Origin of the sequence: Pseudoalteromonas aurantia (genome assembly GCF_005886875.1) — a bacterium.
In the GTDB taxonomy this organism is placed as follows: Bacteria; Pseudomonadota; Gammaproteobacteria; order Enterobacterales; family Alteromonadaceae; genus Pseudoalteromonas; species Pseudoalteromonas aurantia_A.
This window is the reverse complement of the sequence record NZ_PNBY01000034.1, coordinates 38,958-55,940: the sequence shown is the minus strand read 5'-3', so window position 1 is coordinate 55,940 and position 16,983 is coordinate 38,958. Positions and strand designations below refer to the sequence as shown.

At 41.9% G+C, this 16,983-nt stretch carries 15 protein-coding genes and 1 tRNA gene; 3 read left to right on the top strand and 13 right to left on the bottom strand.

Going from position 1 to position 16,983, the window contains the following annotated elements:
• Positions 1-7 precede the first annotated feature (7 nt).
• Positions 8-1,162, top strand: coding sequence for an MFS transporter (locus CWC18_RS07620; protein ID WP_138589756.1), 1,155 nt, complete (start codon positions 8-10; stop codon positions 1,160-1,162).
• Here the strand turns inward: CWC18_RS07620 and CWC18_RS07615 are convergent.
• Both CWC18_RS07615 and CWC18_RS07610 read right to left on the bottom strand, forming a co-directional pair.
• Positions 1,129-1,629 carry a prolyl-tRNA synthetase associated domain-containing protein gene (locus CWC18_RS07615; protein ID WP_138589757.1) on the bottom strand — a complete coding sequence of 167 codons (501 nt, stop codon included), beginning with the start codon at positions 1,627-1,629 and terminating at the stop codon, positions 1,129-1,131. The two genes, CWC18_RS07620 and CWC18_RS07615, sit on opposite strands and share 34 nt — an antisense overlap.
• On the bottom strand, positions 1,626-2,018 hold the full coding sequence (locus tag CWC18_RS07610) for a hypothetical protein (RefSeq protein WP_249348101.1): 393 nt from the start codon (positions 2,016-2,018) through the stop codon (positions 1,626-1,628). Before CWC18_RS07610 ends, CWC18_RS07615 begins: the two co-directional genes overlap by 4 nt.
• Positions 2,019-2,151: 133 nt before the next feature.
• Here CWC18_RS07610 and CWC18_RS07605 point away from each other — a divergent pair.
• Both CWC18_RS07605 and CWC18_RS07600 read left to right on the top strand, forming a co-directional pair.
• Positions 2,152-2,227, top strand: a tRNA-Ala gene (locus tag CWC18_RS07605).
• A 476-nt stretch (positions 2,228-2,703) separates the two neighbouring features.
• Positions 2,704-4,542, top strand: a complete 1,839-nt coding sequence (locus CWC18_RS07600) for a cation:proton antiporter (protein ID WP_138589758.1) — start codon at positions 2,704-2,706, stop codon at positions 4,540-4,542.
• Positions 4,543-4,811: 269 nt separating this feature from the next.
• On the opposite strand, the gene CWC18_RS07595 is transcribed toward CWC18_RS07600, so the two are convergent.
• The 11 genes from CWC18_RS07595 to CWC18_RS07545 form a co-directional block, all read right to left on the bottom strand.
• On the bottom strand, positions 4,812-5,426 hold the full coding sequence (locus CWC18_RS07595) for a tetratricopeptide repeat protein (protein WP_138589759.1): 615 nt from the start codon (positions 5,424-5,426) through the stop codon (positions 4,812-4,814).
• A 113-nt stretch (positions 5,427-5,539) separates the two neighbouring features.
• Complete coding sequence (locus CWC18_RS07590) at positions 5,540-6,856, bottom strand: adenylosuccinate synthase (RefSeq protein WP_138589760.1); 1,317 nt, start codon at positions 6,854-6,856, stop codon at positions 5,540-5,542.
• Positions 6,857-7,027: 171 nt separating this feature from the next.
• The gene (hflC, locus tag CWC18_RS07585) at positions 7,028-7,906 is read right to left on the bottom strand and encodes a protease modulator HflC (RefSeq protein WP_010362797.1); all 879 of its coding nucleotides are present in this window, start codon (positions 7,904-7,906) and stop codon (positions 7,028-7,030) included.
• 5 nt (positions 7,907-7,911) lie between these two features.
• The gene (gene hflK / locus CWC18_RS07580; RefSeq protein WP_138589761.1) at positions 7,912-9,084 is read right to left on the bottom strand and encodes an FtsH protease activity modulator HflK; all 1,173 of its coding nucleotides are present in this window, start codon (positions 9,082-9,084) and stop codon (positions 7,912-7,914) included.
• A 103-nt stretch (positions 9,085-9,187) separates the two neighbouring features.
• The gene (gene hflX / locus CWC18_RS07575) at positions 9,188-10,474 is read right to left on the bottom strand and encodes a ribosome rescue GTPase HflX (protein WP_138675012.1); all 1,287 of its coding nucleotides are present in this window, start codon (positions 10,472-10,474) and stop codon (positions 9,188-9,190) included.
• A gap of 18 nt (positions 10,475-10,492) precedes the next feature.
• On the bottom strand, positions 10,493-10,759 hold the full coding sequence (gene hfq / locus CWC18_RS07570; protein ID WP_010362794.1) for an RNA chaperone Hfq: 267 nt from the start codon (positions 10,757-10,759) through the stop codon (positions 10,493-10,495).
• 76 nt (positions 10,760-10,835) lie between these two features.
• Entirely contained in the window at positions 10,836-11,753 is a 918-nt protein-coding gene (miaA, locus tag CWC18_RS07565) for a tRNA (adenosine(37)-N6)-dimethylallyltransferase MiaA (RefSeq protein ID WP_138675011.1), read from the bottom strand.
• Positions 11,746-13,662 carry a DNA mismatch repair endonuclease MutL gene (gene mutL / locus CWC18_RS07560; protein ID WP_138589764.1) on the bottom strand — a complete coding sequence of 639 codons (1,917 nt, stop codon included), beginning with the start codon at positions 13,660-13,662 and terminating at the stop codon, positions 11,746-11,748. The genes miaA and mutL overlap by 8 nt, the downstream gene beginning before the upstream one ends.
• A gap of 3 nt (positions 13,663-13,665) precedes the next feature.
• On the bottom strand, positions 13,666-14,925 hold the full coding sequence (locus CWC18_RS07555; protein WP_249348115.1) for an N-acetylmuramoyl-L-alanine amidase: 1,260 nt from the start codon (positions 14,923-14,925) through the stop codon (positions 13,666-13,668).
• An 88-nt stretch (positions 14,926-15,013) separates the two neighbouring features.
• Positions 15,014-15,475: a tRNA (adenosine(37)-N6)-threonylcarbamoyltransferase complex ATPase subunit type 1 TsaE gene (gene tsaE, locus CWC18_RS07550; RefSeq protein WP_138589765.1), complete on the bottom strand. Its 462-nt coding sequence runs from the start codon at positions 15,473-15,475 to the stop codon at positions 15,014-15,016.
• Between the two features lie 2 nt (positions 15,476-15,477).
• Complete coding sequence (locus CWC18_RS07545; protein WP_138675010.1) at positions 15,478-16,974, bottom strand: NAD(P)H-hydrate dehydratase; 1,497 nt, start codon at positions 16,972-16,974, stop codon at positions 15,478-15,480.
• Between the last annotated feature and the right edge of the window lie 9 nt (positions 16,975-16,983).

Genomic DNA, 16,983 nt, shown 5'->3' with positions numbered 1-16,983 from the left:
TTGTTTCATGCCTTTAATGCTATTACTTAGCTGCTCTCTTTTTACATTTTTTGTCTTGTATGCACCGCAGCCTTTGTTGATGGTATTGGCAACGCAATACAACGTCAGCCCAGCCAGCAGTGGCAGCTTGATGTCTGCGACTATGCTGCCACTTGCAATCGCGCCAATTTGTTATGGCATTTTATTTACTCGATTTAACCCGTTACGGATTTTAAAATATGCCATGTTCTTACTTGCGATCACCTGTATCATCTTTGTTCATATGCCCAACTTTGAGTTGCTGCTAGCCACACGTTTTATACAAGGTTTGATCTTACCCGCCGCGTTAACAGCCATGACAACTTACATCGGCCAACAATATCAAAGCCAGACCTTACATAAGAATATGACGCGGTATATCGCAAGTTCAATTATGGGAGGATATTTAGGTCGGGTACTTTCAGCAAATTTCGCCGCCTTTTTTACTTGGCAAAGCTTTTATTATTTTATTGCAGTGATGCTTGTGGTTTTAGCATTAGCTATCACGACTCCGTCAAGTAAATTCAGTCCGAGTAAGCATACCGTACCAAGCTCACCTAAAGACTATTTACGTCCACTGAAAGAAACACGATTATTCAGACTTTATTGTGCGGTGTTTTGTATGTTCTTTTGCTTTTCAGGATTACTGAACTATTTGCCCTTTATCTTGCAAACACGCTTTCATATCATTGATAATAAAATGATTGGGTGGGTTTACACCAGCTACTTAGTCGGCGCCATTTTATCACTGTCCACGCCCACTTTTCGACGCTACATCACTAACAACTGGATATTCTTAAGCGCGGTATTTTTGACATATAGCATCAGTATTGCACTCTTATCAGTTAGTAACTTAAACTTCTTTGTCGTTATATTTACGCTCTTTTGTGCTTGTATGTTCATGATACATTCGACAGCAGCGCCATTAGTAAATCAATTAAGCAAAGCGCCGACTTCTATAACAAATGGCGCCTACGTCTCATTTTATTACAGTGGTGGCGCACTTGGCTCTTACATTCCAGGGCTTATCATGCAACACCATGGCTATACAGCCTTTATCATCAGTTTATTGCTCGTAAGCTTAGTCGGCCTGGTTTTAGTCGCGAAGAATTATAAACATGGGATGTCAACTATGCGCGGGTAATGCCCTGTTTGTCGCCAAAAAGTATAAAGATCATGTTGCTGTAATACCCAGGTTTTATCGTTTTCAAACGGATGACACTGCCACTCTAATTCGTTCAATAAACCACTATCTAGCCACAGTTCAACCGCTCTTTTATCATCATTTACTAACGCAAGAGCAGATACACAACCTGGCTTAACCCCTAAATACTTATCTAAACGCTCCGTAGAAGCGAACCCCAAACGGGATAGCTTTTGCTGTGTAGATAAGGCCTTTAAATCAACTTGTAAATGAGCACGGGTCAGGCACAAAATATGCCTCTTTCCTCGATTATCTCGTAAAAACAGGTTTTTGATCTGGACACCACTGCGTTTAAGTCCGAGTTTTTGCGCTTCGGTACAAGTAGGTAAAGGTGGATGTTCGTAACTTTTGAATGTGATTCTTAGCGTTTCTAGTACGGCTTTGAGCTTAAGCTGTTGAGGCGTCATGAGCACTCACCCCGCAATTGTACGCTCCTTTGTCGCCAAAAAACTTGGCTCACTTTATAGCCTTGCGGACAATACGTAGTTTCATCCAGTTTTTTTTCTAAAAGCGTGACAGCCTCTTCTTCTAAAGCCAATTTTAACTCTGGAGAATCTTCAACGCGTTCATATTCAGAGAAACGCTTGAGCTCACTGCGCGTCATTGCTTTGCGACTATCCACTTTCATCATTGGGGTGGGTAATACTGTCACAATAAATACAAAGAGCTCAGCTCCTTGCTCAGACTTTTTTGTATGCAGCACTTGTTTTTCGATTTCATAGCTTGGTTTTGGGGTACTACTACACCCCAGCATAAATAATACGCTAGGAAAAATAACGGCTAGGCTTTTAATCAAAATATTCTACCCTCTTAAACTGTATAGCCAGTCTAACAAAGGCAGCATTAAAATTGTTAATTTTTTAATATCGAAAATACTTGACTCTTGAGGAGAAAAACTATAAATTTTGGCTCGTCTTTTGACGGAATGTGGGGCTATAGCTCAGCTGGGAGAGCGCCTGCCTTGCACGCAGGAGGTCAGCAGTTCGATCCTGCTTAGCTCCACCACTTTCCGTATCTTTATTTTAAGTGTTAATCACTCATTTTTCTTCTGATTGAGCTATCTATTCGCTTTAAATAGCGTTATCCAATCTTAAGTATTAACGTGCCTTATACTTCATACGTTTTTGATTTTAGCCCAGCCCCATATCAAACTATAAGTTGACTGCGGCTAGCACGCCCTTGCATTAAATAACAAAAAATTCTCCCGCAGACATTCCAATACGCATCACGTAACGCTTAATTCAGCACAGCCATCGAATACTTAATAATTAGCCGTAAAAATAATTCAAAACAGGCACCGTTGAAATGTCATATATTCACAGTAATTTTCACGGTAAAGGATCATTAAACAGTCTATTGTTAAAGTGAATACGTAGTTTGAAAACGCAATACTAAATTGCTTTCTCTCACCTTAATTATGCGACAACCACAAGCGAGTTGTCCGTTAAATTTTGCTGACACTATGATCAGCCGGAGACGCTATGTCAGCTATTTACATTGCTGGAATTGCCTTATTTTCTGTTTTTGCGCAATGGCTTGCGTGGGTCTTCAAAGTGCCAGCCATCCTGTTTTTACTACTTGTTGGACTCCTTCTCGGCCCAATTTCTGGCCAGCTAAGCCCTGATGACTTATTGGGGGACTTATTATTTCCCATTGTTTCATTGTCTGTTGCTGTGATCTTATTTGAAGGATCTTTAACACTGCATTTTAGAGAACTGAAAGGTATTGGAAAAATAGTACGTAACTTGTGCTCTATAGGCATGCTCGCAACTTTTGTCACTATTGCTCTCAGTGGTTACTTTATCCTTAATTTAGACTGGCGAGTCGCAGCAGTGTTAGGCGCTGTACTCGTGGTTACTGGGCCAACCGTTATTGCGCCAATGCTTAACGCAATGCGCCCGACACAAGACATTGACCGAGTATTACGCTGGGAAGGGATCGTTATAGATCCCATAGGGGCGCTATTTGCCGTATTAGTGTTTGAAGCAGTTAGCTTTGTAGGCAAAGGCGAAGTGTTAAGCCATACCATAATTGCCCTTTTTACCACGTTAGGTGTGGGGATGAGTGTCGGCGTTGTTAGTGGCTGGCTAACAAGTTTATTGATCAGACGTGAATGGCTCCCATATGAACTTCATAAGTTCGGGATCCTCGCATTGGTGCTATTTAGCTTTTCATTTTCTAACATTTTAAGTCATGAGTCCGGTTTATTAGCTGTCACGGTCTTTGGTATTTGGCTTGCCAATCAGGATGATTTGGAAATTGATTCAGTCCTTGAGTTTAAAGAGGATCTATCAATGATCCTGATTTCGAGTTTATTTATCTTGCTCGCTGCGCGCCTTCAAATCAACGATTTGATGTTACTCGATATCAATATTTTCATTTTTCTCGCCATCGTACTCTTTGTCGCAAGGCCTATCTGTATTGCTATCTCAACCTTCAATAGTGATTTGCCATTTAAGTCTCGACTCCTATTATCTTGGATAGCTCCTAGAGGAATAGTCGCAGCGGCAGTGGGTTCCGTCTTCGCAATCAGTATGTTTGAATCAGGTATTGCAGATGCTAATAAAATAGTCCCTCTTATATTCACCGTGATCATTGTCACTGTGGTACTGCAGAGCTTAACGGCCACCCCACTTGCTAAATTATTGGGTGTGCGTCAACCCAGTCCAAATACATTACTCATAATTGGGGCTAATCACGTCGCTAGAGCTATTGCTTGTGGTTTAAAAGACCAAAATATTGACGTTCACTTATCAGACCCAGCATGGGAAAATTGTAAAATGGCACGTATGGATGGCTTACCTTGTTATTATGGAAACCCTCAGTCTGAACACGCGGAGCGTTACTTACCGCTCACTCAACTGAGATCAGTGATAGCACTTTCACCAAATCGTCATCACAACGCGTTAGGGGTGCAATACTTCTCGCATTTATTAAATGAGCAAAGTGTATTTTCATTGCGCTCCTCAACCAACCACGCCAAAGCAAACAAAGATAGTGCAACCTTTTTATCCCGGCAGATATTGTTTGGAGAGCAAGGTAATTATGCGCGTTTAAGCAGTTTAATAGCCAAAGGGGGGAAAGTAAGTGCAACCCGCCTATCAGAAGAATTTACGTGGCAACAGTATCTCGATGTAAATAAAGAAGCCATCCCACTGTTTATTATATCTGAGCGCAGTAAAGAAGATAGCCCTCTGCTCATTAGGCCTTTTGTTATTGGTATGCTAAAGCAGCCTGAAGAAGGTGAAAAGATCGTCGCCTTGCAACCCCCTAAAATGACTGTTTTAAAAGATACAACTCTCAATAAAGAGCCTTCTTAGCAAGCACACGTAGAAGGCTAAGAAACGCAGCCAGTATGGCTATGACAACTTTCTCATAGCCAGTTAAATAACCTCAGGTTTGGGTAAGGGTTTTGGAATAGAAAATGTTTTGAAAACAAACTTACGTACAATCTAATGATGATATTTTGCTCAATATCAAGGCGCTTTTATGCAGTCATAGCGGGCTGTTACTACATAAAAGCAACGCGAGAGTGAGAAAAATAGCTTTATTGGGCAAGTTCGCTTATCCAGAGCTGAGGTTAAATAAGTTACAACGGCAGTCGTGCACGGCGTATAACACTTAGTGGCATACGCTCTGCGAGCTTGCTTAAAGCATGCTCTATTTGTTTATGTTGTTTTTTATCCGCAACGGCAGAATGAAATAACCATCGATAAGCATCTTCATAATCTCTCGGGCTACCATGCCCGTTATTAAATAAACCAACTAAACGTAGCTGGGCTTTTAAATTGCCTTGTGCTGCGGCTTCACGTAAATAGGTTATCGCCATCGCTTTATCTGCTTGCACCAACTGCCCGACATCATAATATCGACCTAGTTGCTCAAGTGCCGACGCTAGGCCCTGCTCAGCAGCACTTCGCATATAATATAACCCTAGCTCTACATCACGTTCTACACAAACCGCATACGCTAACATATCCCCATATAAAAATTGATATGACGGTAACGCCATTATCTCTGCTCTGGCTTCAATATCTTGAACCAATTGACATTCATCAGCCTTCACCCGCTCTAAATGCGTGTTTTGCTTTATGAGCTCAATTAACTCAGCCTGATTATACAAGGGAACGGCTTCAATCGGCTCCTGCGCGGAATAGACTTGCCAACAGAGCAAAAAACCAACACTACACCACTTTTTCAACATAAGCACCTTGAGGTCAATATCACACTCTCATATCTATACAAAGACTATACCAATAATCAAATTTTAGGCATAAAAAAAGCTGCAATTGCAGCTTTTTTTTAATTTGATCGAGTTTACTCGCCAAATGGGTTACGTAAAACCATCGTTTCTACGCGATCTGGGCCAGTTGAAATAATATCAATTGGCACACCAGTAATTTCTTCTAAGCGCTTAACATAGTTAACAGCTGCTTCTGGAAGCTGTTCAACTGACGTTGCACCGAATGTATTTTCAGTCCAACCAGACATTTCTTCATAAACTGGCGTTACTTTTTCGTAACCTTCAGCAGCCAATGGGGTGATATTTGTTACCGTTCCATCTTCTAACTGATACCCAGTACAGATCTTAATTGTTTCTAAGCCATCTAAGACATCTAACTTGGTTAAACAAAAGCCTGTGATACTATTGATTTGAATCGCACGACGCATCGCAACAGCATCAAACCAACCGGTACGGCGCAAACGACCTGTTGTCGCACCGAACTCATGGCCTTTATCTCCTAAGTGCTTGCCTACTGGGTCTTGCTTGTCTAAGCCGTCGTATAGTTCAGTTGGGAAAGGACCAGAGCCTACACGTGTTGTATATGCTTTAACAATACCAAGTACGTAATCTAAGTTTAATGGACCAAAACCAGCACCTGTTGCAACACCACCAGCAGTAGTATTCGAAGACGTTACATAGGGGTATGTACCATGATCGATATCTAGTAACGTACCCTGTGCACCTTCAAATAAGATGTGTTCACCTGCGGCACGCTTTTGATCCAGTAGTTCTGTAACATCAACAACCATTGATTTCAGAATATCAGCAACAGCCATTGCTTCGTCATACGTCTTTTGGAAGTCTACTGCGTCAACTTTGTAGTAATTAACAAGTGCGAAGTTATGGTACTCAAGAACTTCTTTAAGCTTATTTGCAAATTGCTCTGGGTTGAATAAATCACCAACGCGTAACCCACGACGTGCAACTTTGTCTTCATATGCAGGGCCGATGCCACGACCAGTTGTACCAATTGCTTTCTCGCCGCGAGCAAGCTCACGTGCTTGGTCTAAAGCTACATGGTAAGGCAAAATAAGAGGACAAGCTTCACTGATCAACAAACGTTCACGTACTGGTACGCCACGCTCTTCTAGCATGCCAATTTCTCTCATTAGCGCATCTGGCGCTAAAACCACACCATTGCCGATCACGCACTGCACGTTTTCACGTAACACACCTGAAGGGATTAAGTGTAGAACGGTTTTTTCACCGTTAATTACCAATGTATGGCCAGCGTTATGACCACCTTGATAACGTACAACAAGAGAAGCTTTATCTGTCAGTAAGTCAACAACCTTACCTTTACCTTCGTCACCCCATTGGGTGCCTAATACAACGACGTTTTTACCCATTGCAAAATCACTTAGAAAAAATTAGGCGCAGATTTTACCAGAAAACCATGGTCAAGATCACCTTGTTTAGATTATTTTTTCCTCATTCAATTTTTTATTATCAAAAGCCATTGAATTAAAAACAAAAAAAGCTCTGAATTCTCAGAGCTTTTTTACAAAGGCCTACAACCACTACTGTGCGTTTGCGCCTTTCATGTAATTGAAGAAATCGCTTTTAGGCGATAATACCATTACATCATTTTTGTCTTTAAAAGTGTTTTTGTACGCTTCCAGTGAACGAACAAAACTAAAGAACTCAGGATCTTTGTTATACGCATCTGCATAAATCTTTGCAGCTGTTGCATCACCTTCACCTCGAACACCACGCGCATTACGTTCAGCATCAGCCAACATAACCGTCACTCTGCGGTCTACTTCAGCGCGAATAGTCTCAGCCTTCTCTTGACCTTCAGAACGGTGCTCTTTCGCCACAGCGGTACGCTCAGCGCGCATACGTTGATAAATTGAGTTACTCACTTCATTAGGTAAGTTAATTTGCTTAACACGAACATCTAATACTTCAATACCAAGCTCCTGCGCACTTTCTGATGCTTGTACCAGCGCTTCAGCCATTAACTCACTTCGTTCACCTGATACAATTTCACGAATGGTACGCGAACCAAAGTTTGTTCTCAGTCCATTATTCACTTTTTGCTTAAGGAGTGTTTCAGCATATGCCTTATCTCCACGTGCACGTAAATAAAACGAACTAAAATCATTAACACGCCATTTTACGAAAGAGTCAACAATCAAATCTTTCTTTTCACTGGTTACAAATCTATCAGGCGCACCATCAAGTGTTTGAATACGTGCATCTAAGCGACGAACTTGGCTAAAAAATGGAATTTTTAAGTGTAAACCGGGTCCATATACAACAGCATCGTCATTACTATCTTTTTGTACTTTACTAAATAGCAAAACAATCGCACGTTGACCTTCTGTGACAACAAACACAGATGAAAAAGACATCACGACTGCGGCTAGTAGTAGCACAACACTAAAGTTTTTCATTGCAATTACCTCCCGCTGTTAAATCTGTCTTGTGTATAGCGATCATTACTGCTATTCACTGTGCTATTACGTGATTGACCTAGCGTCTTACGAAGCTGATTAATATCATTTTGGTTAGGTAAGGTCATCGGTGTGCCACCTGAAGACTGATTCATGATTTTATCAAGCGGTAAATACATCATATTATTTGAGCCTTCAACATCAACTAACACCTTAGTGCTGCGCCCTAATACCTCTTCCATTGCATCTATATATAAACGCTGACGCGTTACTTCTTTCGCCGCAAAATATTCTGGTAATAGTTTCTCAAATCGTGCAACCTCACCTTGAGCTTCTAATGTAATACGCTCTCGGTAACCTTCCGCTTCTTGAGTCATTCGTGTAACTCGACCACGTGCACTTGGCTCAATCTCACGCGCATATGCTTCAGCTTCACGGATGAAGCGCTCTTCATCTTCTTGTGCTGCAATCGCATCATCAAACGCATCTTTTACTTCTGATGGTGGACGCGAATCTTTAAAGTTCACATCAGTTACCAAAATACCTAAATTGTAAGGTTCGATAATTTTGTTAAGTTCATCCCAAGTACGCTGACGAACTAATTCACGCCCTGTTGTTAGTACTTGGTCCATGCGTGAGTGACCCACAACATATCGTAAAGCACTATCAAGAGATTGCTGCAAACTGTGATCGGCATCCGTCACACTAAACTTGTATAGTGTTGGATCCATAACACGGTATTGCACTTCAAATTCAACGCTGACCACATTTTCATCTTCAGTGAGCATAAAGCCTGATGCTGATAACGAACGAACGGCTTCGATATTAATTGGAATGACACGCTCAATAAACGTCATTTTCCAACGTAAACCTGGCTCAGCAATACGGTCAAATTTACCGAACTGTAATACGATGCCGCGCTCAGCTTCTTTAACGGTATAAATACCACTTAAAGCCCAAACAACAGCTGCGATAAGCAATACAAATGTAATACCAGCACCACCGATGCCACCATTGCCACCGCCGCCGGATTTACCGCCGAACAAACCGCCAAACTTGTTACTGAACTTACGGAATACTTCATCTAGATCAGGTGGGCCTTGATCTCGTCCACCACGGTTTTTGTTTTTCCATGGGTCGTTATCATTGCCATTATTACCCGGTTCATTCCAGGCCATAGCTATACTCCATTGTAATTAAAATGAATTAAGATAAATCTAACAAATATAGAACGCATCTCATACAAAAATGCGCGAAAAACTGTAATTTATTGTGAAAATTTTATTTTATAATAAAACTTTCTATTTCTGAGCCTTGTTCTTTCTTTAGCTTTTCCCAGTCGACATGAGGCACTCTGACGTCAATTAGCCAATTACCCTGCTCGTCATAACTTTCTTGCTGCACTGCACTCAGGTTAAACAACGCCCCTCGTAGACGTCCAAAACTTGGCGGAATACATAGACTCTCTGAGAATATCTTTTTCGCCAGTAATTCAGAAATAGCATCACTGAGTAGCTCAACACCCGCACCGCTATGTGCGGATAACCACACACGAATTGGCATTCCTTCGTCGTTACGGTCAATACGAGGTCTTACTTCGTCTAATAAATCGATTTTGTTGTACACTAATAACTGAGGAATATCATCTGCCTCAATTTCAGTTAACACCGATTGTACCTCTTCTATATTCTCTTTTCTTCTACTATCCGCCGTATCAATCACATGAATTTGTAAATCAGCTTCTCGTGTTTCTGTTAACGTTGCTTTAAAAGCCGCCACCAAATCATGAGGTAAATGGCGAATAAAGCCTACTGTATCAGCTAAGATCACAGGCCCAATATCGTCTATATGCAACTTTCTTAATGTGGGATCAAGTGTTGCAAATAATTGATCTGCTGCATACACATCAGCATTAGTAATATGGTTAAAGAGTGTCGACTTTCCAGCGTTGGTATACCCAACTAGCGATACAGTAGGTACCTCGTTGCGAGCTCTCGCACGTCGCCCTTGCTCTCGTACAAGTGCAACCTTATCTAACCGTTTGCGAATACTCTTTATACGCTCTCGCAGTAGACGACGGTCAGTTTCTAACTGCGTTTCACCTGGTCCTCGTAACCCAATACCACCTTTTTGGCGCTCTAAATGCGTCCAACCTCGGATCAATCGAGTAGACACATGGCGCAGTTGAGCAAGCTCAACTTGTAACTTTCCTTCGTGCGTTCTTGCACGTTGGGCGAATATATCTAAAATCAACGTCGTTCTATCTAATACTCGACACTGGCAGATACGTTCTAAATTGCGCTCTTGCGAAGGGCTGAGTTGGTGATTAAATATGATGACATCTGCATTGTGGATTTTGACAGTTTCAGCTATTTCTTCTGCTTTACCCGTACCGACGAATAGCTTGGCATGCGGTGATTGACGGCTGCCTTGCACAACCGCCAAACTACTAACACCAGCAGAAGATACCAACATTTCCAGCTCATGAAGATCTTCACGATCTCCTTCATTTGGAAACTCGATATGGACTAAAACTGCCTGTTCGCCGGCTTCATAACGGTCAAACAAGCATTACGCTCCTAGTTTTTATTGATAGCTACCTTCATCGCTTTGCTCAGCAACGTCATTGCCTTGCGCACTTTGAAAATTTACTGCGCGCGCAGGCACAACAGTAGAAATAGCGTGCTTATAAACCATCTGGTTTACTGTGTTTTCAAGCAAAATTACAAACTGGTCAAACGATTGAATTTTACCCTGTAATTTAATGCCGTTAACTAAAAAAATTGAAACAGGAATGCGCTCACGACGTAAGACATTCAAAAATGGGTCTTGTAACGATTGGCCTTTTGCCATTTTCTTTTCCTTCGTTCTAGGTGTTATTATAATTTCGCTGTCATCAAATCGGAACAGATTGATTTAACAACTACTATTAGCTTAGCGAAGTTAATACGCGTTGCAAGTTTTCTTGATCATCAGTCTCTAACCAATTCACATCCGGCCAGCTTCTTAACCAAGTAAGCTGACGCTTCGCAAGTTGTCTGGTTGCCGCAATCCCTTTGAATACCATTTCGTCATGATCGCAGTTTCCCGCTAAATGTTCCCACATTTGTCGATACCCTACACACCGTATCGACGGTAAATCTGGATGTAAGTCTCCCCGCTGATATAAGGCCGAAACTTCATTTTTAAACCCCTGATCTAACATTATATTAAATCTTTTTTCAATACGATCGTGTAATACTTTACGATCTGTGGGCGCAATAGCAAATTGGTGGAAGTGATAAGGTAAAAGAGGCTGCTTTTGCTGCTGCAAAACAGTCATAGTTTGACCTGTCAAACGATATACTTCAAGAGCTCGATTGATACGCTGAGAATCATTTTCACTGATTTTTGCTGCTGCATCAGGGTCAACCGTTGCAAGTTGCTCATGCAAACCAGCCCAACCGATTCGCTGTGCTTGTGCTTCTAACTCTTGACGTATTGTAGCATCAGCTTCCGGCAAAGGAGATAGCCCTTCAATTAAACCTTTAAAATACATCATCGTTCCTCCCACCAAAATGGGCACTTTTCCTTGTTGGTGTAACTGTTCAATTTTTTCAATCGCATCACGACGAAAATCAGCCACCGAATAGGTTTCAAGCGGATCTAACATATCAATTAGATGATGTGGCGCAAGTGATAACTCCTCTGCATCAGGTTTAGCTGTGCCTATGTTCATGCCTTTATATACCAAAGCAGAATCAACGCTAATAACTTGTGTATCTAAATGTTGGCATAACTCAATGGCCAATGCCGTTTTTCCAGCGGCAGTGGGGCCCATTAAGGTTATAACGGGTAAATTATTCACTCTCAGACTCTTGCTGTAATAACTTCAAAAATATACTGTTTTCTATTTTAACTGCTTTTTCCTGAATGCGCGCCAAACATTCGGTATTTTTTTCTACTGCTGGCTGAATTTTTGCAAAATGCTCCGATGCAAAATAACGTTTAGGTGTATGGCTATTGAGCCACTTTAGCCAATGTTCTAATGAATCCGGATTTATACTGCACCCCGCCAACAGAGCTGTCATAAATTTTGCGACATCAATACTGTACAAGCTCATAGGCATTTTTTTTATCATTGCATATTGCTCAAACAATGAAATTTCAAAGCCCAATAAAGTTAACCACGAACTTTGGTCATGTAACAGTGTTAAGTCTGCTTTCTCTAGATTAACTCTAACAGGCAATAGCAATGCTTTACCCAGTAAAGCAGCATCCTGCTCTATAACTTTTTGCCAGTAAGTGGTTAGAGCATATTCAAAGTGTGAAATATATATATCACCATCACGCTTAATTAACACAGCACCATTAGGAATACTCAACCAAGAAACTTGCTGAACTGAGTTGACCGTAGGCTCTGCCACCTCAACAACATTATCAAAATGGCTGGCTTGCTGATGAGACAACCCCTGATAAATCTGATTTGCATTATATTTACGAGAATTGTGCGGCTGCGTAGAGTGAGTACTAAAACCCGATCCACCGCTGTTTTCTGTGGTCCCTAGGCGACTATTGGCATTATAACCACCTGCAGAGCCCTGCTCCCTTGTGTTACTCTCTTTTGGATCATAACTGCCAACAAGAGCCGTATAGTCGGTATTCGTTTCATTAATAGTTTGGAGCGAGCTGCGGTACGTTTGATGTTGTTCATCTTGTTGTTGGTGCATTTGCATAGCACGTGCCTCATCACCCGATACATCTAATTCCCCTTCTATAGGCGTGATCAGATCCGCGGGTAATACAACTTGCTTAATAGCTTGCACAATAAAATCATGCACTAACCGCGCTTGGTGAAAACGGACCTCATGTTTGGCTGGATGCACATTCACGTCAACCTGACGCGGGTCTATCTCAACGTACACCACAAAGCCCGGTAAAGCCTGTTCTCCTGCAGCTTCTTCAAAAGCTTGTCGAATCGCATGCAAAACTAACTTGTCTCGCATCATTCGCCCATTAACATAGCTATATTGTATGCTATTGGTATTGCCAATCGGCAACACCCAGCCATAGAGCTTTAGGCCATCAGTCCCTGACTCTATAAATGCAGCAAACTGCTCAAATTCTTTTCCGGCAACCTGCGCAACCCGCTTTACACCATGTGTGGACTCGCGGGCTCGATATTGACGCACTACTTTTTTATTGTGCGTCAAAGTTAATGCAATATCAAAGCGACTCAGTGCAATACGCTTTAATAGCTCATCAATATGACTGAACTCCGTTTTCTCTGTTCGTAAAAACTTGCGACGTGCTGGCGTATTAAAAAACAGATCTTTCACTTCAATCGTCGTGCCATCAGGATGTGCTGTCGGCTGCACCTGAACCGCCATATCTCGCCCTTCAGCAAAAGCTTGCCATGCTGTTTCTTGTATTGCAGGCTTTGAACTTAATGTTAACCGAGACACAGAGCTAATTGAGGCCAATGCTTCCCCCCTAAACCCCAATGATGAAATACATTCCAAATCATCCAAGCTCTTTAACTTACTCGTTGCATGTCGAGATAACGCCAAAGTGAGTTCGTCTTTTGCTATCCCTTTGCCGTTATCACGAATACGAATTAGCTTATGCCCACCGCGCTCTATATCAATGTGGATCTTTGTTGCACCTGCATCAATACTATTTTCTACCAGCTCTTTGACAACCGAGGCTGGGCGCTCAACCACCTCACCAGCGGCTATCTGGTTAGCGAGACGTGCAGGTAATATTTCAATGCTCATATGCTAGGCTTTTGGGATCATAAGAATTTGGCCAATGTAAAGGGTATTCTTCTTTAACTGGTTATGCTTTTTTAGTGCTGAAATGGTCGTACCGTAACGGCTTGCAAGTACACTCAGCGACTCACCACTTTTCACTTTATGTCTCAGTGTTTTAGTATTTTTTAAACTGGCGAATAAAGAGTCATCCGGTGGATTGCGCTTATAATAATTTCTGATGGAGTAAAAAATCGCCTGTGCCAGTCGCTGCTGATGTTGCGCAGTATTCAACTTTCGTTCTTCTTTTGGATTAGAGATAAAGCCAGTTTCAACCAATATCGAAGGTATGTCTGGAGATTTTAACACCCCAAAGTTTGCAGCTTGAGGTCGCTTTTTATGTAACTTAGACACACTTTTAAGCTCTTTAACGACCTCATCAGCGACTTGAAATGCCGTTTTCATAGAGTGATCCATCGACATATCTAACAATGCTTTCGCTAAATACTTTTCATTGGCAGTGTCTTTAATTAAATCGGCCGCCCCCCCCAACAACTGTGAGTGTTTTTCCTTATCTTCTAACCACTTACCTATTTCAGAGTTAGCTCGACGCAGTGATAAAACCCACACTGAAGTACCGTTTGGGCCTGGACTTGAAAATGCATCTGCATGTATAGAAACAAAAAAGTCAGCGCGTTTTTTTCGTGCATGTGCCGTGCGCGTATTAAGCTTTAAATAGTAGTCTCCAGTACGAATTAAACGCGCTTTCATTCCAGGTTCTTTATCAACCAGGCGTGCGACTCGCTTCGCTATCTGTAGAGTGATATTCTTTTCATACGTACCTGCAGGCCCGATTGAACCAGGGTCTTCTCCACCGTGCCCTGCATCAATTGCAATAATAATATCTCTGTCTGCAGTGCGTGTCCGTTTTTTAGCTGTACTTTTATCAACTGAAAATGATTTTTGCTTTCTAGAATATAAATCAACGACTAAGCGGTTTTTGTAAGGCCCAGTTGGTGCTAGGGCAAATACCACTGGCTTTATCGCCCCAGTTAATTCAAATACAACCCGCGTACTATTTTTCTTTTTAGGTTTACTGTATCTCAATTTACTGATCAAATTATGCTTTTTGGGCACACTGGGTAAATATTTAGCTTGCTGTGTATTTTGTAAATCAATAACCAACCGCAAAGGGTTTTTCAGCATAAAGTAGCTAAAGTCTGGCTTCGACGACATATCAAAAACCACACGCGTGCTTTCAGGTGAAGGCCATACACGTACACCTTCCATATTGTTTTTTGCCAGCACCTTTGTACTGATAAATAGGCACAATAATACAGTGCAAAGCAAGACCGTATGATATTTGAATAATCTCATATTACCCTAAACTGCTGATAATTTTTTCTCCACGCGCACTCTTTGCGGTGATAGTAATACAGCGCTGCTGATCCTCATACGCCATTTCAATACTAAGATCTGGCGTGGGAATAAAACCCACCCCTTTCTCAGGCCATTCAACAATACAAATAGCCTGTTCTGCAAAATAATCCCTGATCCCCATATATTCAAGCTCTTCGGGATCACCCAAACGATATAAATCAAAATGATAAATTGACACATCATCTAATTCATATGGCTCCACTAGGGTATAAGTGGGGCTTTTTACTTTGCCATTATGCCCTAACCCTTGCACAATGCCTCTGCTTAATGTGGTTTTGCCAGCGCCTAAATCCCCATTTAAAAACAACACCGCGCCTGCTTTCACAGCATTAGACAAGCGTCGGCCCATCTCTACAGTTGCCGCTTCATCAGTTAAGTGTAGGCAAAAAACATCACTCATGTTTACCCCAATAAATCTCTAATATGATTAAATAAATCCCCGGCAAGCAATCCTTTTTCACCTTCGACAGCAGCCCTTTCAGCTGCCAGACCATGAATATACACAGCCAAACTGGTCGCGGCAAATTTCTCCATGCCCTGTGCAATTAAACTGGCAATGATACCAGATAATACATCTCCCATCCCAGCACTGGCCATTGCTGAACTACCTGAACGGTTAATATTCATTCGAGTTTGCTGGCAAACTAAACTCCCCGGCCCTTTTACCACCACAGTGGTGTCATAGTCCCGTTGTAAATGTGCTGCAACATCAAACCTATTCGACATATCCACAGTATTACTTTTCGTCAGCAAACGACGAGCTTCTCCCATATGCGGTGTCATAACCGCCTGTTTATAGCGTAGTGAAGATAAAGCTAACAAATTCAATGCATCAGCATCACAAACCACAATACCATCAAAGTTAAAGCTTTTATCAAACAGCGCTTTCGCCCAACTATCTTGACCTAACCCCGGGCCAATCACCAATACATCGGCTTTAGCAAACAAGGCGCCAATATATTTACAACTGCTCTCAACTGTTTCAACACCATGTACCATAAGCTCATATCGCCCTTGTTGAACCATTGCGACATTATCGGTATGTGTTAGTACACTCACTAAACCTGCGCCAGAGCGTAAACATGCTTCACTCGCTAACCGGATCGCCCCTGCCATCCCTTTATTGCCGCCAACCAATAAAACGTGACCGCATTGGTTTTTATAACAATCGTGCGCCCTGCGTAAACGCATTGCCATAAACGCAGAGTGAGACACGTAAGACACTGCTGAGTTCACTATTTTTGAAAAAGCCTCTGCAACGCCCAAAGGCGCAAATAACAACTTGCCACAAACGTGTTTAGCACTGCCTGTTAGCATACCTTGCTTTAAGGCAATAAAAGTCAGAGTAATATCAGCTAAAAATGCACCGTCAGCTACGCTCCCAGTTGATGCCTCAATGCCACTTGGCACATCAATACTGAGTCGCAGTGCAGTATTTTTATTACAATATGCAAAAATATTTTTTAATGATCCGCTTAACTCTCCAGAAAAACCGATCCCGAAAACCCCCTCAACAATCACATCAAATGAGTGCTGTTTTGGTAACTCACTTAATACGTTTAAGCCCGCAGCATAAACTCGTTGATACGCCCGCAGGGCATCGTCCGCCAGCAAGCTCGGTGAAAAAACGGCAACTATGGTCACCTTACGTCCAGCTCGGTGCAATAACTCAGCCAACAAATATGCATCTCCTGCATTATTTCCCTTACCCGCTAGAATTAAAATATGCTCTGCATTTACTAACTCATGATCGAATAAATCAAAGAGCGCGTCAGCTGCGCATATCATTAATTGCGATAAATTAAGACCAGCAAGCTGGGCTGCGCTTGCTTCATTATCCCTCACTTGCTGGGCCGTGTAGGCAAACTGTGGTAAATTAGCCGTGTATTTAACTGCCAAGATCGATTT